Here is a 23,237-nt window from a genome sequence, read left to right as displayed (position 1 = left end):
AAATTAGACATAGTGCCACTAAAAACAAATTTTGCGTAGCCTCTGTCTGCGTAGGCACAGCACACAAGGAAAAATTATTTTTAGTAGCACGTTACCTATATCGCAGTTTTATTTTTAGCGGCTATATTGTTTTGATGATGCACCTAGGTTTAGATGGGATATGTTAAACTTGCCTCACTATAACAAAACTAATGGTAGCAAATAGCATGCGTTTAGATAAATTTATTAGTAAAGCCACGGAACTGTCGCGCAAAGAATCCAAAAAAATTCTGCACGCAGGCGAGGTCACCGTCAACGACGAAGTTATCAAAGATCCTGGTGTACATGTCGATATCATTAACGATGATGTCATGTGGGTAGGCGAACCACTGTCAGTGGCGACAGGCAATCGTTATATTCTATTGCATAAGCCAGAAGGCTTTGAATGTACGTTAAAGGCTAAAGAATACCCTATCGTCACCGAGCTGATCGCAGTACCAGAATTGGGCAGTTTGCGTATCGCTGGACGCCTCGATGTGGATACCACTGGCGCGTTACTGATGAGTGATGATGGTGGTTGGCTACACCGTGTCACCAGCCCTAAACATGAGCACGCAAAAGTCTACGAGCTGACCTTAGCGGATCCGATGGACAGCGATGCACAAGAAAAAGCCATCAAAAAAGTCGCTGAAGGTATTTTACTAGAAGGAGATTACGAGCCGACCAAACCTGCGACGCTTGAATTCATCGACGAAACCCATGCGCGCCTGACACTAGAGCAGGGTAAGTATCATCAAGTTAAACGCATGATGGGTTATTTTGGTAATAAGGTTGTTGAGCTACACCGCGCCAGTATCGGACATATCACGCTAGAAGGGTTAGAAAAAGGTGATAGTCGCTTTTTAACCCCTGATGAAGTTGAGAAGTTTTAAAAGCTAGTAAGCTAATATTTTGTAGGCTGGGTTTTTAACCCAGCTTTTTCTATTATGTCATTTTATCTGACTTAAAATACTATTCGTTCTTAAGCCAGATTTTATTATCTAATATTACAATTCTTCATGACAATTGGCTGGGTTAAAAACCCAGCCTACTCATAGATAGCCTAATCTACCATATATCGATTTCTATTATACGTTTAAGCCTCTATTACGCCTCCCTTAAGCTCAAGTAGCTCTTTTGCAACCTTAACTAGCAACTCCTTTCTAAATTTCTCCGGTGTGCTAAAGTCATCCTAATTATTTAATCTATGTTTTTAGATAGTGTTTTGACGCACTGTTTTTGCACTCGTTATTTATGACTTTATGCTTATTCGATAGGATTTCTGTTGTGAAACTAACCTTATTAAAATCTGCTAGTATTATTAGCGCTTTATTATTGGCCACTAGCGCTTGTGCTCAGCCAACCTCATCTACTACCAGTGCTGACCAATCAAAAAATGCTCCGATAACTGCGCAAAATAGCTCAGCAAGCAAGTCCGTCAGCGCTGATATCGACAGCCGTTTACGTCAAGTACTAGCCCAAGCCGGTATCAAAACTCAAATACTAGCGATTAACCCTTCTAACTTGCCTAATATGTATCAAGTCGATTTGGCAGGGCAGCCGCCGCTACATATCACTGCCGATGGCAAATATGTCATCCAAGGCGAGCTACAAAAGAACCCAAGCAAGCGTGTTGTGACCAACACCCCAGCGCGTAGCAATAGTGCGCAAGTAGGTATGCCGGTGAGCGCTGCGGTCAAATCTGCGGTACTTGCTAATATGAACGAGCTTAAAAACATGAGTGCCAAAACACCGTTCTTTTATACCGCGGTACCGGGCGTGCTTTGGGGCGCGACGTTAGAGGGCGTGCCGTTTTTATTATCCGATGACGCGCAATATATTACCGATGGTGAGATATCCGTCATTGAGAATGGTCAGTTTACCGGACTGGATGAAGAGTTTGAAAAGCGTAAAAACCAGTCAGTGTTTAAAACCTTAGATGACAAACAATTAATAACCTATCCGGCGACTAGCGCTGAGAGAGCCGTTATCTATGTAGCCGACGATGTGAATTGTCCTTATTGCCGCAGACTGCATCAACAATTACCGATGCTCAATGCAAAAGGCGTGACTGTAAAAGTTATCGGCTATCCAATATATGAGCAGTCACCAGAGCAAATGCGTGGTATTTGGTGTCAGGCAGATGATGACAGTCGTCGTAAAGCTTTTGATAAAGCCATGCTAACGGGTGCGATGACACCGGCACCAGCCAGCTGTAGCGCAGATTATGTAACACCAAACCGTGAAAAGGCAGCTGGATTGGCTGTTATAGCCACGCCTGCAATCTACCGTGAAGATGGGGTGCTCTATCAAGCCAGTTTTGAGAGTCCTGAGTTTTTAGAGTTCTTGGGAGTCAAGTAGATACCCTTGTCATTCTTCTTACGAAAGATCGTCAATAAAAAACCGCCCCATAAACTATGCTTATAGGGCGGTTTTTCATTGTATTTTATTCAAGATTTAGGGTAGGACTATATCGTTTATGGCAACACGACATCTACAATTTTCCAGTCGATAAAGCCTTCACGCTGCATCTTTATAGTAATCGGGTAGCCTTTGACTTGACCACTAATGGTAAAACAATTAAGACCACAAAAGTTTAAGGTCGGCTTATCGCTGTCTGTCCCTTGAGCTGCCTGCTGCTCTAACTGGGCGGCTTGCTGATTCATCATCTGCTGCACTTGTTGTTTGACTACGATATCGACATCACCGCGATGAATAATCAAGTCCTGAATAAGGTTTTTAAGATCAATTTGATTGCTAGAGATTGCCCAAGCGGCGGCAAGCTCTTTGGTCGCAGTATTGGCTTGTCCTTGAGTATTGATCAGCCTCTCGATATTTTGCGGAGTAACTGAGCTATCTACTGCCTGCACAATAAAGCTATTGGCCGCTTTTGCCAAAGGCTCACCGCCAAGCTCTGCAACCAATGGGTACTGATTCATTGTATTGGCGAATCTACTGGTCAGTTGGGTCTTTATATTGGGCCGTACTCGGTCGTAATTGATGGCAGCCGCAATAGTCGCACCATCTTTATCATCATAAGCATTTTTGAGCTGGTAGGCGCTGTAATAAGGCGAACCTACATAAATGGCGACTATAATGACGACCAATAATGTAAACAGTGTTATAAGCTTTTTCATTGATTGGGCTACCTTTTAGCGGACTTGATGTTATCAATATGGCGATAAATACTAGCATGACTTTGGTCAATATAAGTGTGAAAATGTTACGTAGGTTTGCTGCCTGAGTAATGACTATATGAGCGTTGATACCGCAATCGATAATTTAATAATTTGGTAACTTGATAAATCAACTTAGGGTCTCCATTAATAGCGCAAACATATATTAATTGATTTGGTTAAAGCAGCACACTGCCATTTTAACTCGCAATTTTCATATACTTCCTACATTTTTATCATATAGCTAATGTTTCACATGAAACATCTGCAGATACCTAATTGTAAGAATTAATATGTTGGTTGATGAATTTGCCCGTTGGCGTGACTGTAATGACGAGAGGAGAGCCCATGAGTAAGCGTGATTTTTATGAAGTATTAGGCGTCAGTAAGACTGCAGATAACAAAGAGATCAAACGTTCATACCGCAAGCTGGCAATGAAGTATCATCCCGATCGTAATTCTGACGACCCTGAAGCGGAAGAAAAATTCAAAGAAGCGTCCATGGCATATGAAGTCTTGAGCGATGCAGACAAACGCTCAGCCTATGATCGTATGGGTCATGCCGCTTTTGAAAATGGCATGGGCGGCGGCGGCTTTGGCGGGGCAGGCGCAGGTAACTTCCAAGATATCTTTGGCGATATCTTTGGAAACTTCGGTGATATCTTTGGTCAGTCACGCGGTGGCGGCGGCGGGCGTTCACGCCGTGGTTCTGATCTGCGTTATGTAATCGAGCTGACATTAGAAGAAGCAGTACGTGGCTGCAAAAAAGAGATCAGCTTTACTGCACCAGCCCCTTGTGATACTTGTGATGGTAAAGGCGCAAAAGACGCCTCTGATGTGGTTACGTGTCAGACCTGTCATGGTCAAGGTCAGATTCGTATGCAGCAAGGTTTCTTTGCGGTACAGCAAGCTTGTCCGCATTGTGGTGGCACGGGTAAACAGATTAAAAACCCATGTCCTGACTGTCATGGTGATGGCGTCAAAGAAAAGTCACGTACGCTAGAAGTTTCTATTCCAGCAGGGGTCGATGATGGTGATCGCGTACGTCTGGCTGGTGAAGGCGAAGCGGGCGGGGCAGGCGTGCAGAACGGCGACTTGTATGTTGAAGTACGCGTCAAACCGCATAATGTCTTTACTCGTCAAGGTGCGGATCTGTATATGGATGTGCCTGTTAGCATTACTGATGCAGCACTTGGTAAAGAAGTCGAAATCCCAACTTTAGATGGTAAGGTAAAAATCAAAGTTGCTGAAGGGACACAAAGCGGTAAGTTATTACGCGTGCGCGGTAAAGGTGTCACACCTGTACGTACAACGATGCAGGGTGATTTGATTTGCCGAGTGGTCATCGAGACGCCGGTGAACCTAAATCGTGAGCAAAAGGACTTGCTACGCCAATTCCAAGATACGCTCGATGATGATAGCAAACATCAACAGTCGCCACATAAGAAATCATTCTTTAAGAAGATTGGCGAATTGTTCGACTAATAGATTGTGCAACTAATCGTTTGACTTAATCAATCTAAATATTTTAGCCCAATAGTTTCACGTGAAACTATTGGGCTTTTTAATGGCTATATAAAAAATAATTCATGCTATGATATTTAGTATAGGTTATCTATAGTCAGGTCAATATAAAAGAGAGTCAGTGAGACTGGGACAAATTTTGCGCAGCTTCTGTCAGCGTAGACACAGCATGCAAGAAAATTTTTCCCAGTCTCGCGTCATGATCTGGTGTATCCATTTAATTTAGTATCAACTATCTAACCTCAAAAATAACCATATAAAATACTAAGGCTTTAGGAAAGAATATGACTCAACAAGCGAAAGGACAATTTATCAATGTCGGCGTTATCGGTGCTGGCGGTCGTATGGGGCGTATGCTAATCGAAGCAGTGCAAGACAATCCGCAAACGTCACTAAGCGCAGCTATTGAGCGTCAAGGTTCCAGCTTAGTCGGCGCTGATGCAGGAGAGGTAGCCGCTATAGGACGTTTAGGTATACAAGTCGTCGATGACTTGAGTGCGGTAATTGATGACATAGATGTCTTAATCGACTTTAGCTTACCCGATGCCACCGAACAAAACATGCAAATTTGTGCTGAGCATCAGGTAGCGATGGTTATTGGTACGACGGGGTTTAGTACACAGCAAGAGCAAGTGTTGTTTGAGGCCAGCAAGCATACGGCCATTGTCTACGCTGGCAACTACTCTACTGGTGTTAATTTGTCATTGAAGCTATTGAACATGGCAGCAAAAGCATTTGGTACAGATGCTGATGTTGAGGTCATCGAAGCACATCATAAGCATAAAATTGACGCTCCATCAGGCACCGCTTATATGATGGCAGAGGCTGTTGCAGAAGCACGTGGACAGCATCTAAAAGACGTCGCCAACTATGGCCGTGAAGGCCAAACAGGGGCACGTGAAACAGGTACGATCGGTATTCATGCTATTCGCGGCGGCGAGATAATTGGTGATCATACGGTCATGTTTATCGCGGATGGCGAAGTAGTGGAGATTACCCACCGAGCCCGCGCGCGCATGACTTTTGCTGCAGGTGCCGTACGCGCGGCGACTTGGATTATTCAGCAGCAAGCTGGACAATACAATATGCAAGATGTGTTGGGTTTAAATGAGTAGTTATCATCTATAACTTAAAAATAACTTAAAGCATTAACCAGTCCTAAGACCTATTAACAACCACTGCACATTAATAATCACTGCGTAGATCATGGTGTTAGAATTTTTAACGTTAACAGACAAACACACGAAAAAGGGCGGTACTGCTCATCACAGTACCGCCCTTTTTTATCGATAATATCGGCAAAATCTTAATCAATATAAACCACTTCTAACGGCGGAAAGCCATTAAACTCAACAGACGAGTATGAGTTGGTATAAGCACCAGTCGTTAGCCAATAGATTTTATCACCAACTTCTAGCTCTTCTGGCAACTGATAACCCGCTTCTTCATACATGATATCGGTTGAATCACATGTTGGGCCTGCCAGTACGACTGTGCCTTCACTGGTCGATGTTTCCATTTTTGGCGTATAGACCGGATATTTTATCGCTTCACCCAAGGTTTCGATCAAACCTTGAAACAAGCCGACATCCGTGTATACCCAGCGGGCTAAATCAGTATGCGACTTACGCGAAATGAGTACCACGTCACTGACTAAGACACCTGAACCTCCAACCAATGAGCGTCCAGGCTCAAGGATAATTTCAGGCATGTCCTCAGCACTATAATCATCGCTTAAATAGCGTGCAATCTCTTCCGCATAGACCTTTACAGGATTGACTTCACTGATATAGTTGGCTGGAAAACCACCACCCAAATTGATCATTTGTAGCTTAATATCTTCTTCATTTTTCATCCAGTCAAACATATATTTGACCTTGGCAAGTGCATCATCCCACGCTGCTACGTCTTTTTGCTGACTACCTACATGGAATGAGATGCCATAAGGCACTAAGCCCAAATCACGTGCTTGTACCAGTAGTTCAAGCGCCATATTAGGATGACAACCGAACTTGCGCGATAACGGCCATTCAGCGGTATCTGAACCTTGTACCAAAATACGTACAAACACTCTTGATCCTGGGGCATGCTTGGCAATGTTTTTTAAGTCAGCTTCTGAGTCGGTTGCATACAAATCAATACCTTTTTCAAAAGCATATTTGACATGTGCCGCTTTTTTAATCGTATTGCCATAAGAGATACGGGACGCATCGACACCGCAGTCAAGGACACGATCAAGCTCATAAATAGAAGCACAGTCAAAGTTTGAGCCAAGCTCAGACAATAAATTGATAACTTCTACAGCCGGACTGGCCTTCATTGCATAGTGAATCTTAGCAGTTGGGAACAAATCTGCCATTTCAGCATATTTAGTTTTAATCCGACTCAAATCAACCACCAGCAAAGGCGTCTCACGACCTTCAGCAGCTTTAGTAAATTTTTTCCAGCCAGTAGGGTCAAAATATTGGTCAATTTTGATCATGGTCATGAGAAGAAGCCTTTAAGGTAAATAGAATAACGAGACAATAAATAGAGCCAATCTCTAGGAACAAAGATAGCTTTTGAAAACAGCTTTTAGAAAGAATCAAATAACAAAGAAAACAATAAACTAAGCGTCATAAGTTAAGCATTGGTTGGTTGTGCCACTTTATCTGCTTGTCTCTCGCCCTGTTTCTCACGTACTTTAAGTACTTTACGGACTTTGTCACGTGCGCGAGTCTGCTTTAATCTTGATAAATAATCAACAAAAATGACACCATTTAAATGATCCATCTCGTGCTGAATACAAACAGCCAATAATCCTTCTACTTCTTTATCAATGACTTGACCATTTTCATCTATTGCTTCAATACGTACTTTATTGGGACGTTCAACCTTATCATAGACATCAGGCACAGAAAGACACCCTTCTTCATATGGCTGTTTTTCTTCTACTAGCGGCGTTACTTTTGGATTGATAAACACCATAGGTGAGTCTTTGTTTTCAGACAAGTCCATAACGATCAGTTGAACATGCTGATCAACTTGTGACGCGGCCAGACCGATTCCTTCTGCGTCATACATAGTCTCGATCATATCAGTGATTAAAGTTTTGATCTCATCGTCGACTTCTTTAACTGGCTTGGCGATAGTACGCAAACGTGGATCAGGATAACTTAAGATAGGGAGTAATGCCATGACGGAGCACCTCGATAATAGCGAATTGAATAGGCAATGTATTATAAGTTAAATAAGGGCAAAAGTGATAATAATCAACGGGTGAGCATATAAAAGGATGTACTACGGTGTCACATAAGATACCTAATAGCATCTAAAAAATAGCAATAGTATTTTGCATAAAAAAAGACCTTACATAAGTAAAGTCTTTTATGGTGTCTGATAGATTATGCTAGTTTATCTAAACCTGTTATACACGGCGCTTGTTCACGATCATCTCGTACAAGAATAACAATATGATAGCACCGATGACTGAGAACAATAGACCAGTAAAGCCGCCATCAGCATTAATACCGATAAGGCTGGCGATAAAACCACCTAGCATCGCACCAACGATACCTAATACGATAGTCATAATCCAACCCATAGGGTCACTGCCAGGTTTGATAGCGCGTGCTAATAGTCCTGCAACAAGACCTACGATGATCATCCAAATAAAGCTCATTATTGTTCTCCTAACGTATTACGAATAGTAAAATTTTATATGAATTTTTCTTAAGACTTTTCTAATGTTGATAGCAGCATTGTAAACACTTAACGTCAGTATAAATAAGCACAAAGTGTTACCAGTGTAGGCACTATGTGAGAAAAGATAGCCATTTGCTATCTTGCAGATGAAATTGGTAAATGGAAGGTTACAAAAGTAATCTCAGTGATATGGATGTTACTAAGTAGAATCATACTTTTGTTCAAAAAATAAACAGAGAAAATGGAGATTATAGTAAGGTATAAAAAAGCGCTATCTTTAATCATAAAAATAGCGCATTTAAATGCAAATCAATTCTATATGCTGTTAATTAGTTGCAATGAGTCACAACTCAACAAGAAGGGCTAAGTTTGAGCATTTAATTCATACAACGAAGCTAATAAACGCTGATGGATACCTTCAAAGCCTCCATTCGACATAATAACAATCGCATCACCTGCTCGGGCGTGCGTCGTAATATGCTCGATAATATCTTCTATACTGTTTACAACTTGCTGATTGCTGTTGTGCTTTGCCCGATCAATGACTTCTTGTAATCCCCATTCAAGACCAGCAGGCTCATACCAAAGTGTATGATCTGCTAGCGCTGCTGATTGGGCCAGACTGTCCTGATGAATACCCATTTTCATGGTATTACTACGTGGTTCAATAATCGCCCATAGCCGTCTGTCGGTGAGTTTCTTTTTAGCACCATCTAAGGTGGTTGTAATCGCGGTAGGGTGATGCGCAAAGTCATCAAATACTAAAATGTCGTTAACATCTCCGATTAATTCCATCCGACGCTTAATACCCGCAAAAGCTGAAAGCGCTGCACATGCGGTTGAGATATCTACTCCGACATCATAAGCGGCGGCTACTGCAACTAGTGCATTATTGACATTATGCATACCGCTCATCGACCAATCAACGATAGCACTCACTGATGGGTCAGCGTTAAAGCTAACTTTGAACTGACTGCCATCTTCTGTTAATAGTGCCGCTTGCCAGTCGCTTGCAATAGTCTCATTGGTAGCGCTTTTTTTATCTACCGCTTGTACGTTAGTAAGCTTCTCATCCGTCACAGCAGTGCGCCAAACTGGTGTCCATACACCTTTAGCCAAGGTATCTTCTAAACTGCTGGTCGTAGCTGGCATGATAATCTTGCCAGAACTTGGGATCATACGTACCATATGATGGAATTGGGTCTGGATAGCATTCAAATCAGCAAAAATATCGGCATGGTCGAATTCTAGGTTATTTAAGACAGCAGTCCGAGGTCGATAATGGACGAATTTTGAGCGTTTATCAAAAAACGCAGAGTCATATTCATCCGCTTCTATGACAAAATAACCTGATACGGCGGATGTTGTAAGGTCTTTTTTAGTAGGGCTTGCTGCTTCATTGGAATCAATGTCTGCCCCCAAATAGCTGCTATGTGCAAACACGTTTTGCAGGCGCGTATCGTTCGTATCCACTAATGGCACACCGCCAATCAAAAACCCAGTATCGATACCTGCATAATGTAATATCCATGCCAGCATAGTCGTCGTGGTTGTCTTACCATGCGTACCTGCTACTGCTAAGACATGCCGTGATTGCAATACTTGTTCAGAGAGGAACTGCGGTCCTGAAGTATATTTCATGCCTTGATCCAGCACATATTCGACGACATCCATACCACGCTTCATCGCATTACCAACTACCACCAAATCAGGCGTTGGCTGCAGATGCTCTATAAGGTAGCCTTCTTGGATAGTCACCCCAGCGTTTTGAAGCTGAGTCGACATAGGAGGGTAGACACTAGCATCTGAGCCTGTCACCTTATGTCCAAGCTCTCGCGCCAATAAAGCCAATGAGCCCATAAAAGTGCCACAAATACCAAGAATATGAATGTGCATAGAGGCTCCACGCTATGATGATAAGAATTAAATGAAGTTGTACTGGCAAAAACGAACCTTTAATACACTAAAAAAGGTTCAGTATCTAACGGCTACTAACCTGTTCATTAGTGCTAGCAGCGCTTATTGTAAAGTAAACACCAATAGATAACCAATAAAAAACGCCCAACTAGTAGGCGTAGATAGTATATTTAAAAGGCGCTAATAAAGTTGTAATTATATTGATATACACATGATGGTAGCTGACTTTATAAACAATTACTTATTTGAGTGATAAAGTATAATCTGTATTCAAGATATCGTCATCATTCAGCATAACGAGATGGTTGTTGTCAATACGATAGCTTTCAATTTGATCGTTTTCATAAACGATAGTAATAGTGTCATTATCTTGACGATAAATACCATATTCAGTCAGAGGTACTTTAGGAGTCGTTGGATTTTCGTAGATGCTCGTCTTGGTGATTGAACCATCAGCGAACAAATTTAGGGTCGCTGTAATACCAGAACAAAATGAGCATGGCAATATACCTACATAATCGCCAATCAAAGTCGCCTGCAGCTCGCTATCCGTATTGGCATCTGAAATCATCGGAGTACGTCGACGCTGTATGTTGTCAGGGCTATCAGGTTTAGCCGCCATCATTAAAGAGTTACCGTCATCGGTACTCGTTATATTGTCTGCTACAGCAACACTTTCACTATCGTCGTCTACCTGTATAGAGTCATGCTTGTTGTCATGGCGAGCTTTGCTATCAGTCAAAGACTGTTTCATAGAAGCATTATGAGCAGCAGCGGTAGTAGATGATTGACTGTCACAGCCAGCCAAAACCATACAAAGTGACAGAGGTAACAAAAAACTACCAAAGCGTTTGATAGAAAAGGTCGTAACAAGCGGAGTAGGAATAGAGTTTTTCATCATATAAAAATAAATGCTTCTTTAATAGCAAAAAATGTATTAGACATACACTGATAGACTTCTCAATAGTAACGTCAATAAGTTACAGGAGCGTTGTAAAAACGTCACCGACTCCAATGAAGCGTTTTTATCTCTTTTTGTGTTTAATTCTTATTAAGCGACCACTCATCTGTAACAAATCCTACTTTTGGGATAAGCGAGATTAGAAATAGTCAAAGTTGAAGAATGAACGGTTATATAAAAGGAATAAACGCTGGCTACTCTAACAAACGAATATTACTCTTATGTAGGTGTTCTGTTAGAGGAAGTAACCATAAATGAGTTATATTGCTAATAACCAGTCGTTTAGGAGACTTTATCGTAGACACGATATGAGGTGGTATAAAAGGTAGGATATAATAAAAGCGTGATAATAGTTAAATGACTATAATCAAGCTAGTGTCTCCACTGGAATCAGGCTAGTGTCTCTACTGGACGAAAGATACGCCATAATATCAATATATGTACTAGTAACAGTAGGCTGAAAAATATCAAGGATTGCTCAGGAATACTAAGTCCCATAAAGGTCCAATCGATAGTTGCGCATTCGCCTGAGCCTGAAAACACCTCTTTAAAAACCTGTAAAATAGGTAAGGTATCGAGCCAATAATCTAAACCTGGCCCACATGAAGGCACTTGGTCAGCAGGTAAATGCTGTAACCAAACATGACGTGCTGCTACGGTTGTAGCCCAGCCAATCCCCACCAAGCTACCAAACCATAACAGCAAGCGTACCGCAATTGACTTTGGGTGAAACAAAGCGGCTACTAATGCAAAAGCGCCCATGACCATTATGCCAATACGTTGAAAGATACAAAGTGGACAAGGAGATAACCCCATATAACGCTGTAAAAAAAACAACGCGTAACTCATACCAATCACAGTCATAAAGACCAAAAATACTTGTAAACTGCGATAATTGGTCAGTTTTTGCATGAGCGACATACTCTTATAAAATGGTTTGTTTATCAGTAGGATGTATTAATAGTGGTCAATCATTTACTAACGATACTGCTGTAAAAAGTCTATAAAACTTTCAGTCTCAGCTGTTTCAACTTCTGCTTGTTGCAAAATAGATTTTTCTGCCAGCACCTCATATTTGGCTTGAGTGTTTGGACTAAGTGTCTGCTGTAACAATGAATCACGATGCTGCTGTGCCAAGGTAAAACCAAGCTGCCATAGACTGCCCAGTCTTTTGCTATCGGAGTTTACTTGTGCAGAGATGGTCGACTCAGGATGCCCTGCTTTTCCTTGCATCAACGCCACAGCTGCACGGTAATCATTACCGCCATAATGTGCATCGAGCAATGCTGCCAGTGGCTGCATACGTTCTAAATGTACCAGCATCCAGCTCTCAAGCAATTGCTCTTCACCATCACTGATAATGTGCAAACCTTCACGACGGCCTTCATTTACCACGCGCTCAAGATTAATGGCCAGTGCTTCTTCTTCGTCAGGGAGCAGATCAGGAGAGTCGCTTAACAGACAGTACAGCGCCATCACTTCTAAGAAACAGGCGCTAGAAAGACGAATACCAATATCACTATAGGGGTCGAGATCGATGGCGCGGAACTCAACGTAGGCAATGCCGCGACGCTCAAGCGCTTCGGTTGGTGTCTCGCCACTCATGGCAATTTGTTTTGGGCGAATGGGGCTATAATACTCGTTTTCTATTTGCAAAATATGATCATTAATCTGAATAGGATTGCCATTAGTATCATTTAAACCCAACGCCTTGAAGCTCTCATGCGGCGTCTGAATAGCACGGCGTAATCCTTTGATATACTCAGGCAAGTTGTTATAGCGGATGTCTAGCTGCTCTTGCACACTATTGGTATAGCCAAGCTTGCCCATACGTAGACTGGTGGCAGCAGGTCTATAATAAGTTGACTCATTTAGCAGCTCTAAGTCATGTTCACGTCCGGCCACAAAACAAGGACAAACGCTTGGGCTGGCGCCCAGTAGATATAGCACCAAACTGGTCAAGCGCTTAAAATTACGGATAAGGCCCAGATATTTTTCATTCTTAAACTCTGTCAGCGTTTGACTTTGTGCGGTTGGTATTTTAGCTTGCCAAGCTTCAAATAAATTATCACCGAAAGATAAGTTATAATGTAAGCCTGCAATAGCCTGCATACGGCGACCATAACGAATACCAAGGCCACTGCGGTATAAAGTTTTAAGCTTACCGGTATTAGAGCTACCATAATCAGCCAGCGGAATATCTTCATCTTTAGACGACAGCATGCATGGCATGGATAGCGGCCACATCAGCTCGCCTTCAGGGATACCCTGATAGACCAGCACATGCAGCTGACGCAGCATATTTAACGTCTCTTTAGGAGAGGTCTTGGGATCAGTGATGAGCTCAAGCAGACTTTCTGAGTAATCCGTCGTAATAAACGGATGGGTGAGTTTTGAGCCAAGTTTGGTTGGGTGCGGTGTTTGCGCCAAAAAACCATCTGGCTTTACGCGCAAACCTTCTTTTTCGATACCGCGGAGCATACCCGCTAAATGCTGAGTGTCAAACCAATTTGGGATGTCAAAATTAACAAAGCTGCTTGCAAAATTACTCATAATAGTCATCTATTGTTATTTATTATGGCAGATCAAAACGCAACTGACGTTTGACCATAAAAGAGGTAAATATTAGGATGAAGAATTCCGTCAGTTTAGCTCAAAGCCGTTATGAAAACCACGGACAATTACAAATACAATAAGCTTTACCCAAGGCCAACTGACTGGATACCGACGGAAAAATTGGTTAAAAAATAATAGCAAAAACCCAAACTCAATAGTTGTTTTTTAGCTGTATTTTCTCATTAAATGTGCATTACTTTCTCAGAGGCTTTATCCGATTCCAGCGTACTTATATGCTTAGGATAAAGTCTGAGACTAAAAAGCACCCAACAATAAGATAGGTGCTTGGAAAAATAACTTAAACAATAGCTAAATTGGCTGTCGATATAGAAGAAGCCATTTAGATAGAGAATGATGAACCGCAGCCACAAGTTGTGGTCGCGTTCGGATTTGTCACGATAAAGCGTGCGCCTTCTAGGCCTTCAGTATAGTCCACAGTAGAGCCTTGTAGGTACTGATAGCTCATCGAATCGACAACCAAAGTTACATCGCCATTATCAAAGTTGGCATCGTCTTCGTTTAGATCATTGGCAAAGTTAAAACCATAAGAAAACCCAGAACAGCCGCCACCAGTCACATAGACACGCAACATCAAGTTGCTGTCACCTTCCTCTTCACGTAGGCGACGTACTTTTTGAGCGGCACTATCCGTTAGACTTAAGATAGTGGGATCTACAGGCTGGCTTGAGCTTGGACTAAATTGGTTGGCTGATTCGTTCATATCTACCTCAGTTGCTAGGATCAAATGCTGTCGTCGTCCTGTTTGGGTTTGCCATTAAAAGCTTGCAAAAAAAGATACACACGGCGTTTGATTTGATTGAGTGCTGTCATTATGGCAAAACTATTGGCGTATTATAAATATTATATTTGTATAATCACAGCACTTTGATGGTTGCTGGCATCTGTCTTATTGCAGTATATCATACTGGGGGTAGCGTTGGATTTGTCAAGAGCCATGCTGGATATCTTGGCGTAATGACCCAAAGATAAGTAGTCATTATTGAAACTACTCCCGATACTATACTGAGGTCTTAATCATTATGAGATTGATACGACACTAAAAATATTAAAACCTGTGTATGCGATAAAAAGTGTTATGTCATTTCATAAGCTTTTTAGCATAAATTTGTTTGAATTTGAAATAGTTATTTAATCGTTTGCCTATCGGCTAGGCGTTTGAAATAATAGCCGCCAATTGGCACGCCCTAAGTGTGTTTTTATTGCTGCTTTATATTTTATATTACTGTTGAGATGAAGAAGTCCTATGATCGAATTTAAAGACGTTGGTGTTCGCCGTGATGGTCGTGAGTTGTTTGCAGGCGCAAACTTCCAGCTCCATCCAGGCCACAAAGTAGGCCTGACGGGCAACAACGGCACTGGCAAATCTACCTTGTTTGCCTTGTTACTCACGCAAATGGGCGCAGGCGATACCGAGGTTACCCTTGATAGGGGTGAGGTGAGTATCCCTGATAGCTGGCAGGTCGCCCACATGGCGCAAGAAGTCGGTGCCAGTAGCCAGACAGCGATTGATTATGTCTTGAGCGGTGACGAGCAGTGGTATGAGATTAATGCTGCTTTGAATGATTTGAGCGCCGTCAGTGATGAGCAGATTGGCGTGTTGCATCAGCAGTTCGATGAAATCGATGGCTATCGTACGCCGACCAAAGCGGCGCAAATCATGGCAGGACTAGGCTTTAAGACAAGCCAGCATGAGCTGCCAGTAGAAGGGTTCTCGGGTGGGTGGCGTATGCGCTTAAATCTTGCCAAAACTTTGATGAGCCGTGCTGATTTGATGCTACTCGATGAGCCGACCAACCATTTGGACTTGGATGCTATTTTATGGCTCGAAACTTGGATCAATGCCTTTACTGGCCTAGTCATTGTCATCTCACATGATCAAGCATTTTTAGATGCGACCGTCGGTCATATTTTGCATGTTGAACAACAAAAAATCACCCTTTATACAGGGAACTATCAGCAGTTTATTCGTACCCGTCATGAGCGCATGGCGCAGCAGCAGCAAGCGTTTGAAAAACAGCAAGCAACCAAAGCCCATTTAGATGACTTTATTCGCCGCTTTCGTGCCAAAGCCAGTAAGGCCAAGCAGGCACAGAGCCGTATCAAGCAGCTTGAGCGTATGGCAGAGCTATCACCGATGATGGCGGACAACCCATTCTCGTTCCGTTTTTATGAGCCTGCTAATATGAGCTCACCGCTGATTGAGATGACGCAGGCTGATATTGGCTATAGCGATACGCCGCTTTTGTATAACGCAAGCGTACAAGTAACACCTGATACCCGTCTTGGTTTACTTGGTATGAATGGTGCGGGTAAATCAACGCTAATTAAAGCCTTGGTCGGTGAGCTAAAGATTTTGTCAGGTACGTACCGTGTGTCTGATACCCTAAAACTTGGCTATTTTAACCAGCATCAGATGGATGCATTGGATGCAGCGGCCACCCCTCTACAAATGCTGCGTCGCCTAGCAGGCAAGACCTCTGACGCTGAGCTGCGCTCGTTCCTTGGCAGTTTTGATTTTCGCGGGGATCGTATTGACACCCCAAGTAAGCTTTTCTCTGGCGGGGAGCGTGCGCGCTTGACACTGGCTTTGATTGTCTGGCAGCGCCCAAACGTGCTGGTCCTCGATGAGCCGACCAACCATTTAGACTTACAAATGCGTCAAGCGTTGACCATCGCGTTGCAAGGGTTTCAAGGGGCAGTGGTGTTGGTCTCGCATGATCGTGAGCTCATTGCAAACGTCTGTGATGAGTTATATTTGGTACACGATGGTCAAATTGATGAGTTCAATGGCGATATCAGCGATTATGGTAAGTGGCTAGCGGAAAAACGTAAACAAGAGAATGCGCCAGATAAGAATACTGGCAAAAAGAAAAGCAAAAAAGAGAGTAAGAAGTTTGTTTCACGTGAAACAGATACTGGCTTAGTAAATAATGAAACATCTACTGCAACAATAAAAGATAAAACTGCTCAGCCTGCACTGAGTAAAGATGAGCAGCGCAAGCTGGCGGCTGAACAACGTAAGCTAACAGCGCCTATTCGCCGTGACATCGAAGACACAGAAAAGGCTTTAGCCAAGATGGATAAGCAACTAATAACGTTGGAAGAAAAGCTGGCTGATACTGATCTTTATGAAGAGAGCCGAAAGTCAGACTTGTTAAGACTATTAGACGAGCAAAGTGCGCTACAGCAGCAGCATAGCGATAATGAAGAGAAGTTGCTGCTTTCAATGACGACATTAGAGGAAATGGAAGCAAAATTTGACTAGGTGGCTTTAACGATTTAGTAAATGGTTGTTCGCTTATAATAATCATTATGGTAGCTATAAAGTAGTAGTTGCCATAAAAAAGGGAGAGCGCCGGCTCTCCCTTTTTACTACATCATTGTCTACGGTATTTACCATCACCATAAGATAAAATCTTCATAGTGGTGGTACAAAGTTGACAGTTTATTTTACCAGCAGCGCCTTTAGATAAATCAAGGATTCGTCCCGGAGTAAAAGGTCCTCTGTCCGTAATTTTTACTATGACGCTTTGCTTCGTCTTTTTATTGGTCACTTCTACTTCTGTACCAAATGGTAACGTTTTATGAGCGGCAGTCATCGCATTCATATTAAAAATACTACCACTAGCGGTACGTTTGCCATGGAACTTACTACCATAATAACTGGTATTACCAGCAAATGCGGTGGTAGTCAGTAGTAGTGATAACGTGACTATCAAAGACTTGATCAAATAAGACATTTAATACCTATATGTAGTTTATAAAATAGACAGATACTTTTGCCTATGTTATTCATAGTCCCTATGAGTATGAATAATATGAGTATTTTACAATAAAAAGCTTTCTTAGTCCTTACTGTACTGTAAAAAACGCTCGAGTTCACAGTTTGTCCAGTTCATATGTGTTTATTTTTATAGTGAAACTATTAATAGCAATATTACTCTTAATATTTATATAACGGTCTTTGCTTCTTTTATTGTTATCATCATCGTTAAGTGACATCAAAATTTCATACCATATTATTTAAAATTGGCATACCAATATTATCAACATGCTTTTGTTTTAAGGAACTACCACATGGCAGAAAAAAACTACTATGACATTTTAGGGGTCAAAAAAGACGCCTCAGACGCTGATATCAAAAAAAAATACCGTAAGCTTGTGCGTCAATTTCATCCTGATGTGAGTGATGATCCAGATGCTGATAATAAAATTGCTGAAATCAATAACGCCTATGAGACGCTTAGAGATAAAGACAAACGTAGCGAATATGATGCTATGTTAGACAATCCATTCGCTGGTCAAAGCGGTGCTGGAGGCTTTGGCGGTTTTGGTGGTCAATCGGCTAGCGGCGGGCAAGGCGGCTTTCGCTGGGAAGATATCAAAGATCAGTTTGGCGATGGTGAAGCTTTTGGTGGTGGCGGCTTTCGCTTCGACGATATATTTTCAGCATTTGGTCGCGGGGCACGTGGCTCTGCTGGTGGACAGGCAGGCAGTCGCACGCAAAGTAGTGGCTTTGATCAATTTGGCGGCGGTTTTGGCGCACAAGATAGCAAGGGTCAAGACCAACATGCAGAGATTACGGTGGATTTAGCCTCGGTATATAGCGGTGATGACTACAGTATTAAGTTAAATGTGCCGGTTCGTCAGCCTAATGGTAGCGTAGAGTATGAGAATAAAACGCTCAAAATTAAGATTCCTAAAGGCATCACGGATGGCAAGCAAATCCGCCTAGCGGGACAAGGCGCGGCTGGCATGAGCGGCGGCAAAAACGGCGATTTATTTTTAAAGGTTAAAATCAGCCACACATCTAATATACGTATCGAAGGCGCAGATGTCTATCAGACGGTCAATATTGCGCCTTGGGAAGCAGCATTAGGAGATAAAATCAACATCAGTACGCCAGCAGGTACGCTTGGTGTCACGATTCCTAAAAACAGCAAATCAGGTAGTAACTTGCGTCTAAAAGGTAAAGGTATCCCTGCTAAACAAGCGGGCGACTTATATTTAACCTTAAACATCGTTAATCCTGATATCAGTAGCGAGGCTGCCACTAAGGCTTATGAGCACCTAAAACACGCTTTTGCCGATACCGCTATTAATCGTTAAAAGTCGTTATTTATAGCTGCCAATCAATGTGACAAGCTATAGGTCATAAAGTGCAAAGATGAATACGATAACGACGACATAAAGAGCAAACGAGGATAATAATTATGAAACACTCGCCTGAATTTACCGATATTATTATGAGTTTAGATGAGCTAGTGACTGCCTGTGGTCAAGACCATCAATGGGTACTAGCATTAATTGAAGAAAACATCATTGAATATGATGTACCAGAGCACCAGCAATTTACCGGCTATCAGCTGACAACGGTACGCCGTGCCTCACGTCTCAGTCGCGACTTTGACGCCAGTGTACCAGCGATTGGTTTAATACTTGAGCTATTAGATGAGGTCGAGCAATTACGCCAGCTTAAGCGCCAGATAGATAGGCAGGCGCCGATCATTGAAGTAGATATTGAGCAGCTAAAATAGCCACGTCAATCGTAAGTAATAGACCAAAAAAAAGGGCTTTTAGAAGCCCTTTTGTCATATTAGTGTTAGCGCTAATAATAAACGTGCATAAATTAACGTGAATACCTAGGATCAGCAGCAGCGGTAAATAAAACATCCGTTGAAGAGTTTAGTGCCGTTTCTGCTGAGTCTTGAATGACACCAATGATAAAGCCGATTGCAACCACTTGCATGGCTATGTCATTTGGAATGCTAAATAAACTGGCTGCCAATGGAATTAGCAGTAGCGAACCACCAGCGACCCCAGAGGCACCGCAAGCACTGACTGTGGCAACCAAACTCAATAAAAGGGCTGAAGCAAAGCTTACTTCGATACCTAAAGTATGCGCTGCTGCAAGTGTTAAGACGTTGATCGTAATCGCCGCGCCTGCCATATTAATGGTCGCACCTAGTGGAATGGTGACTGAATATGTATCTTCGTGCAGACCCAGTTTGCCTGCAAGGTTCATGTTGACAGGAATATTGGCCGCCGAACTACGGGTAAAAAATGCCGTGATTCCTGATTCGCGTAGACAAGTGAATACGAGCGGATAAGGGTTTTTGCCAGTCTTGATAAGCACAATAAGAGGATTGGCAATCAACGCAATAAATAGCATACAACCGACTAGTACCATTAGGATACGAGCATAACCTACTAAAGAGGCAAAGCCGGTCTCAGCGACCGTATTGGCAACCAAACCTAAGATACCAAAAGGCGCTAGGGCGATGACCCACTTTACGACCTGCGAGATGGCATCAGCAAAATCGCCAACGATGGTACGAGCAGTGTCGCTGGCTTGACGCAGCGCAAAGCCAATAATAATTGCCCATGCCAAAATACCGATATAGTTGGCTTCAGCAATCGCACTGATAGGGTTTGCGACTAGATTCATGAGTAGGTTCGTCAATACCTCTTTGAGGTTAGCTGGCGGTACCTGCTCAATATCTGCATTTACGAGAACCAATTCGGTCGGAAATAAGAAGCTCGCTCCTACGGCAGTTAGTGCTGCCAGAAAAGTGCCGAAAATATACATGATAAGCACAGGTTTGACATAGACTTCGTTACCGCTACGATGTTGGCTAATTGCTGCCATGACCAAGACGAATACCAAAATCGGTGCCACAGCTTTTAGCGCACCGACAAATAGCGTTCCCAGTAATCCCAAAGCAATACCGACACTTGGTGCCAGCCAACCAATTAATACCCCTAATATCAAACCAATAATAATGAGCGGTACCAGCCCTATACGCTTGTACATCGCAGTCAATGAACGCATCTATCTATCCTCAAATTCGTCAGTAAAAAATAAATTGTAGTAACAATAAAAAACGAGACGACAGATAGTAGCATTTTTTAACTTATTCACCTAATAGTGATTATTAGTTGACTATAAAAGCAACAATAACAATGATACAAAGTTAAAAATATAATGAATAAGAGAAAATCAGCAGGTAAGTATGGGCAAGCCAGTTTTTTCTCAATCAGCTTATTTAGAAAGTTTATTATACAAGAGTGAAGACGATAAGAGAGGATATTCTATGGTTTTAAGATTGGTCAATTATACTTTGAAGTGTGTCAATTCATAGCCTAACTGTTTATAGTGCTTATATTTATGACGCCCTTCTTGCACACTGGTTGCATCAGGCTTGATCAACTCAAGGACCCGAGTGGGCTTAGCGTTGTTAGTCACTGCCGTAAAGTCGTTGACTGGATGTAGCGTGGTATTAAGTACGATACCGTTAAAATCAGCAGGCATATAGCTACCTAATAAAACCGGTGCTGACATTTTATTATTTGCTTTAGTAGCATTATCGTCAGAGGTAGCGTTAGTTAAAGTTGCAAGGCATTGATGCGGGATAAAGCTTGTCTCATCTTGAGTCCATAGCGCCTCATCAAGCGTCGACAACAAGGTCTTATCTTGAGTAAGAATTAATAGTGATTGATTACTTTTGTTGAGTGCTGTTTGAGTCAACTGACAAATAAAGCCCAAGAAATCTTGGGCTTTACTCTCACTTAATACATAAAAGCTAATTTTCATAAATGGGTTTTCGTCAATGAATTAGGCCATATTTGCGCTATTTTTCAAGTATTGCATAAATAATGGCACAGGGCGACCTGTTGCCGCTTTATCTTTACCTGAGCTCCACGCGGTGCCAGCAATATCTAAATGCGCCCATGCTTGACCTTCTTTCACAAAGCGTGACAAAAAACAAGCAGCGGTCACAGCGCCTGCACCTTTGCCACCGATATTTTGCATATCAGCGATAGGCGAGTCAAGCTGTGCTTGATAAGCATCATCCATTGGCATATGCCAGATAAGATCACCTGTCTGATTACTGGCGTTCTCTAATTCAAATAATACATCTTCATCATTACTAAAGACCGCTGAACGTACATGACCTAATGCGACCACACAGGCACCAGTCAATGTCGCGACATCAATGATGGCTTTTGGCTGATAACGTTGTACGTAGCACAAGGTATCTGCCAGTACTAAACGGCCTTCAGCATCGGTATTTAAGACTTCAACTGATTTACCGTTCATGGCTTTGACGATATCCCCTGGGCGAGTAGCATCGCCTGATGGCATATTTTCAGCGCAGGCGAGGGCGCCCACAACATTGATCGGTAGACGCGCTTCACATAAGGCTTTGAGCGTACCAAGCACAGACGCTGAACCGCCCATATCAAATTTCATCTCATCCATGGCCGCACCAGGCTTGATTGAGATACCACCTGAGTCAAATGTTATGCCTTTACCGACCAACACGATAGGAGCATCATCGTTTACAGCTTGTGCATTATCATCGCTACTGGTAACTGCATTTTTAGCCGTTTTCTTATTAGAGGTTTTGGTTGGTAATTTATCAGCCAATGCTTTTAAACTGCCAGAAACTTTCGCACTACTAGTGGCCTCTTTGCTAGCGTCAGCATTGGCACTAAAGTTAGATTTGCCTCGATACTCCATAAGTACCAGCTTACCTTCTTTGGTAGAGCCCTTAGCCACTGCTAAAAAGCACTCCATACCTAGCGCTGACATCTCATCTTCACCAAGTACGCTCACTTTTAATAGGTCAGGATAAGTCTTGGCAAGCGCTTCGGCTTGTTCTGCCATATACGCCGGGAAGCAAATATTGCCTGGCTCATTGGCGACATCACGGGTCAGACTTTGACCTGCAAAGACTGATTGGGCAAAATCTAGCGCAGGCTGTAGTGACTCATCAGCCACCAAATAGATATCGGTCAATATGGGCGTAGTTTGCTCTGACTTGTATTTGTCAAAACGATAGCTTGCTGCCAATAGATTGAGGGCAAATTGACCAAAATGGTTTTCTTCTAGAGTATCACCCAATGCGACAGTAATCGATGCCACACGTTTTTGGGTGCTGCTATAGATGGTTTTAGCAATCTTCTGTAAAACAGTTTCGTTCAGTTTATCAACATTACCAGCGCCAACTAATAAGAGTTGTACAGGGTTTTGCTTGGTGGTTTTTTTGTCCCCTGCCAACGCATAATCTGCCACTGTCTCGCAAGCTTTACCGTTAAAGTGTGAGACCTCAATCAACTGCTCGATACGCGCGGTATAGTCAGTTAAAGCCGATTTGGCAAGGATGTTCTTTTTATCGTCCACCAAAACCACAAGGCAAGCTTCATCTTTACTCTTTGCTTCTTTTTTGAGCATTTTTTGCGTATGAGTCTTTGGCAAATGCTGAGATAGTTTGATATTCATATAGTTATCCTTATTAGAGTAGTAATATAAAAAG

General features: G+C 42.4%; 20 protein-coding genes. 7 read left to right on the top strand and 13 right to left on the bottom strand.

Annotated features, from left to right (window positions below; all coding sequences use genetic code 11):
• Window positions 1-206 precede the first annotated feature (206 nt).
• Window positions 207-911, top strand: a complete 705-nt coding sequence (locus Q0890_RS06670) for a pseudouridine synthase (RefSeq protein WP_299218810.1) — start codon at window positions 207-209, stop codon at window positions 909-911.
• 394 nt (window positions 912-1,305) lie between these two features.
• Window positions 1,306-2,379: a thioredoxin fold domain-containing protein gene (locus Q0890_RS06665; protein ID WP_299218809.1), complete on the top strand. Its 1,074-nt coding sequence runs from the start codon at window positions 1,306-1,308 to the stop codon at window positions 2,377-2,379.
• A gap of 116 nt (window positions 2,380-2,495) precedes the next feature.
• On the opposite strand, the gene Q0890_RS06660 is transcribed toward Q0890_RS06665, so the two are convergent.
• Window positions 2,496-3,155, bottom strand: a complete 660-nt coding sequence (locus Q0890_RS06660; RefSeq protein ID WP_299218807.1) for a DUF2939 domain-containing protein — start codon at window positions 3,153-3,155, stop codon at window positions 2,496-2,498.
• 387 nt (window positions 3,156-3,542) lie between these two features.
• Between Q0890_RS06660 and dnaJ the strand changes: the two genes are divergently transcribed.
• Complete coding sequence (gene dnaJ / locus Q0890_RS06655; RefSeq protein ID WP_299218805.1) at window positions 3,543-4,679, top strand: molecular chaperone DnaJ; 1,137 nt, start codon at window positions 3,543-3,545, stop codon at window positions 4,677-4,679.
• A 323-nt stretch (window positions 4,680-5,002) separates the two neighbouring features.
• The gene (gene dapB, locus Q0890_RS06650) at window positions 5,003-5,833 is read left to right on the top strand and encodes a 4-hydroxy-tetrahydrodipicolinate reductase (RefSeq protein WP_299218803.1); all 831 of its coding nucleotides are present in this window, start codon (window positions 5,003-5,005) and stop codon (window positions 5,831-5,833) included.
• A gap of 191 nt (window positions 5,834-6,024) precedes the next feature.
• On the opposite strand, the gene Q0890_RS06645 is transcribed toward dapB, so the two are convergent.
• From Q0890_RS06645 to erpA, 8 genes are all read right to left on the bottom strand, one after another.
• Window positions 6,025-7,200 (bottom strand): type III PLP-dependent enzyme, encoded by a 1,176-nt coding sequence (locus tag Q0890_RS06645; RefSeq protein WP_299219015.1) that lies wholly within the window; start codon window positions 7,198-7,200, stop codon window positions 6,025-6,027.
• Between the two features lie 140 nt (window positions 7,201-7,340).
• Window positions 7,341-7,895 (bottom strand): peptide deformylase, encoded by a 555-nt coding sequence (gene def, locus Q0890_RS06640; protein ID WP_299218800.1) that lies wholly within the window; start codon window positions 7,893-7,895, stop codon window positions 7,341-7,343.
• Window positions 7,896-8,124: 229 nt separating this feature from the next.
• On the bottom strand, window positions 8,125-8,379 hold the full coding sequence (locus Q0890_RS06635) for a GlsB/YeaQ/YmgE family stress response membrane protein (protein ID WP_299218799.1): 255 nt from the start codon (window positions 8,377-8,379) through the stop codon (window positions 8,125-8,127).
• A gap of 386 nt (window positions 8,380-8,765) precedes the next feature.
• A complete protein-coding gene (mpl, locus tag Q0890_RS06630; protein WP_299218797.1) occupies window positions 8,766-10,298 on the bottom strand; it encodes a UDP-N-acetylmuramate:L-alanyl-gamma-D-glutamyl-meso-diaminopimelate ligase in 1,533 nt (510 codons plus the stop codon).
• A 262-nt stretch (window positions 10,299-10,560) separates the two neighbouring features.
• A complete protein-coding gene (locus Q0890_RS06625) occupies window positions 10,561-11,220 on the bottom strand; it encodes a copper resistance protein NlpE (protein WP_299218795.1) in 660 nt (219 codons plus the stop codon).
• A gap of 450 nt (window positions 11,221-11,670) precedes the next feature.
• Window positions 11,671-12,192 carry a disulfide bond formation protein B gene (locus tag Q0890_RS06620; protein WP_299218793.1) on the bottom strand — a complete coding sequence of 174 codons (522 nt, stop codon included), beginning with the start codon at window positions 12,190-12,192 and terminating at the stop codon, window positions 11,671-11,673.
• Between the two features lie 66 nt (window positions 12,193-12,258).
• On the bottom strand, window positions 12,259-13,833 hold the full coding sequence (gene gshA / locus Q0890_RS06615; RefSeq protein ID WP_299218791.1) for a glutamate--cysteine ligase: 1,575 nt from the start codon (window positions 13,831-13,833) through the stop codon (window positions 12,259-12,261).
• 403 nt (window positions 13,834-14,236) lie between these two features.
• Window positions 14,237-14,617: an iron-sulfur cluster insertion protein ErpA gene (gene erpA / locus Q0890_RS06610; protein WP_299218789.1), complete on the bottom strand. Its 381-nt coding sequence runs from the start codon at window positions 14,615-14,617 to the stop codon at window positions 14,237-14,239.
• 543 nt (window positions 14,618-15,160) lie between these two features.
• Here erpA and Q0890_RS06605 point away from each other — a divergent pair.
• Window positions 15,161-17,182 carry an ATP-binding cassette domain-containing protein gene (locus Q0890_RS06605; RefSeq protein ID WP_299218787.1) on the top strand — a complete coding sequence of 674 codons (2,022 nt, stop codon included), beginning with the start codon at window positions 15,161-15,163 and terminating at the stop codon, window positions 17,180-17,182.
• Window positions 17,183-17,294: 112 nt separating this feature from the next.
• On the opposite strand, the gene Q0890_RS06600 is transcribed toward Q0890_RS06605, so the two are convergent.
• The gene (locus tag Q0890_RS06600) at window positions 17,295-17,657 is read right to left on the bottom strand and encodes a septal ring lytic transglycosylase RlpA family protein (protein ID WP_299218785.1); all 363 of its coding nucleotides are present in this window, start codon (window positions 17,655-17,657) and stop codon (window positions 17,295-17,297) included.
• Window positions 17,658-17,994: 337 nt separating this feature from the next.
• Here Q0890_RS06600 and Q0890_RS06595 point away from each other — a divergent pair, with 337 nt between their 5' ends.
• Both Q0890_RS06595 and Q0890_RS06590 read left to right on the top strand, forming a co-directional pair.
• Window positions 17,995-19,026, top strand: a complete 1,032-nt coding sequence (locus Q0890_RS06595; RefSeq protein WP_299218783.1) for a DnaJ C-terminal domain-containing protein — start codon at window positions 17,995-17,997, stop codon at window positions 19,024-19,026.
• Window positions 19,027-19,130: 104 nt separating this feature from the next.
• Window positions 19,131-19,454, top strand: a complete 324-nt coding sequence (locus tag Q0890_RS06590; RefSeq protein ID WP_299218781.1) for a chaperone modulator CbpM — start codon at window positions 19,131-19,133, stop codon at window positions 19,452-19,454.
• A gap of 92 nt (window positions 19,455-19,546) precedes the next feature.
• Here Q0890_RS06590 and sstT read toward each other — a convergent pair whose 3' ends face one another.
• The 3 genes from sstT to Q0890_RS06575 form a co-directional block, all read right to left on the bottom strand.
• Window positions 19,547-20,749, bottom strand: a complete 1,203-nt coding sequence (sstT, locus tag Q0890_RS06585; protein ID WP_299218779.1) for a serine/threonine transporter SstT — start codon at window positions 20,747-20,749, stop codon at window positions 19,547-19,549.
• A 282-nt stretch (window positions 20,750-21,031) separates the two neighbouring features.
• A complete protein-coding gene (locus Q0890_RS06580) occupies window positions 21,032-21,511 on the bottom strand; it encodes a DNA polymerase III subunit chi (protein ID WP_299218777.1) in 480 nt (159 codons plus the stop codon).
• A 21-nt stretch (window positions 21,512-21,532) separates the two neighbouring features.
• On the bottom strand, window positions 21,533-23,203 hold the full coding sequence (locus Q0890_RS06575; protein WP_299218775.1) for a leucyl aminopeptidase: 1,671 nt from the start codon (window positions 23,201-23,203) through the stop codon (window positions 21,533-21,535).
• Window positions 23,204-23,237 lie beyond the last annotated feature (34 nt).

This window comes from uncultured Psychrobacter sp. (assembly GCF_947488565.1).
Classification (GTDB): domain Bacteria; phylum Pseudomonadota; class Gammaproteobacteria; order Pseudomonadales; family Moraxellaceae; genus Psychrobacter; species Psychrobacter saeujeotis.
Note: the sequence above shows the minus strand (reverse complement) of the source record. Positions and strands in the feature narration are given on the sequence as shown.

Excerpts from the sequence above, each read along its gene's own strand:
- Q0890_RS06575 (WP_299218775.1), bottom strand. The coding sequence starts at position 23,203 with ATGAATATCAAACTATCTCAGCATTTGCCAAAGACTCATACGCAAAAA.
- Q0890_RS06600 (WP_299218785.1), bottom strand. The coding sequence starts at position 17,657 with ATGTCTTATTTGATCAAGTCTTTGATAGTCACGTTATCACTACTACTG.
- gshA (WP_299218791.1), bottom strand. The coding sequence starts at position 13,833 with ATGAGTAATTTTGCAAGCAGCTTTGTTAATTTTGACATCCCAAATTGG.
- dapB (WP_299218803.1), top strand. The coding sequence starts at position 5,003 with ATGACTCAACAAGCGAAAGGACAATTTATCAATGTCGGCGTTATCGGT.
- sstT (WP_299218779.1), bottom strand. The coding sequence starts at position 20,749 with ATGCGTTCATTGACTGCGATGTACAAGCGTATAGGGCTGGTACCGCTC.
- mpl (WP_299218797.1), bottom strand. The coding sequence starts at position 10,298 with ATGCACATTCATATTCTTGGTATTTGTGGCACTTTTATGGGCTCATTG.
- Q0890_RS06660 (WP_299218807.1), bottom strand. The coding sequence starts at position 3,155 with ATGAAAAAGCTTATAACACTGTTTACATTATTGGTCGTCATTATAGTC.
- Q0890_RS06625 (WP_299218795.1), bottom strand. The coding sequence starts at position 11,220 with ATGATGAAAAACTCTATTCCTACTCCGCTTGTTACGACCTTTTCTATC.
- Q0890_RS06635 (WP_299218799.1), bottom strand. The coding sequence starts at position 8,379 with ATGAGCTTTATTTGGATGATCATCGTAGGTCTTGTTGCAGGACTATTA.
- Q0890_RS06580 (WP_299218777.1), bottom strand. The coding sequence starts at position 21,511 with ATGAAAATTAGCTTTTATGTATTAAGTGAGAGTAAAGCCCAAGATTTC.
- dnaJ (WP_299218805.1), top strand. The coding sequence starts at position 3,543 with ATGAGTAAGCGTGATTTTTATGAAGTATTAGGCGTCAGTAAGACTGCA.
- Q0890_RS06590 (WP_299218781.1), top strand. The coding sequence starts at position 19,131 with ATGAAACACTCGCCTGAATTTACCGATATTATTATGAGTTTAGATGAG.
- Q0890_RS06595 (WP_299218783.1), top strand. The coding sequence starts at position 17,995 with ATGGCAGAAAAAAACTACTATGACATTTTAGGGGTCAAAAAAGACGCC.
- Q0890_RS06670 (WP_299218810.1), top strand. The coding sequence starts at position 207 with ATGCGTTTAGATAAATTTATTAGTAAAGCCACGGAACTGTCGCGCAAA.
- Q0890_RS06620 (WP_299218793.1), bottom strand. The coding sequence starts at position 12,192 with ATGCAAAAACTGACCAATTATCGCAGTTTACAAGTATTTTTGGTCTTT.
- Q0890_RS06645 (WP_299219015.1), bottom strand. The coding sequence starts at position 7,200 with ATGATCAAAATTGACCAATATTTTGACCCTACTGGCTGGAAAAAATTT.
- erpA (WP_299218789.1), bottom strand. The coding sequence starts at position 14,617 with ATGAACGAATCAGCCAACCAATTTAGTCCAAGCTCAAGCCAGCCTGTA.
- def (WP_299218800.1), bottom strand. The coding sequence starts at position 7,895 with ATGGCATTACTCCCTATCTTAAGTTATCCTGATCCACGTTTGCGTACT.
- Q0890_RS06605 (WP_299218787.1), top strand. The coding sequence starts at position 15,161 with ATGATCGAATTTAAAGACGTTGGTGTTCGCCGTGATGGTCGTGAGTTG.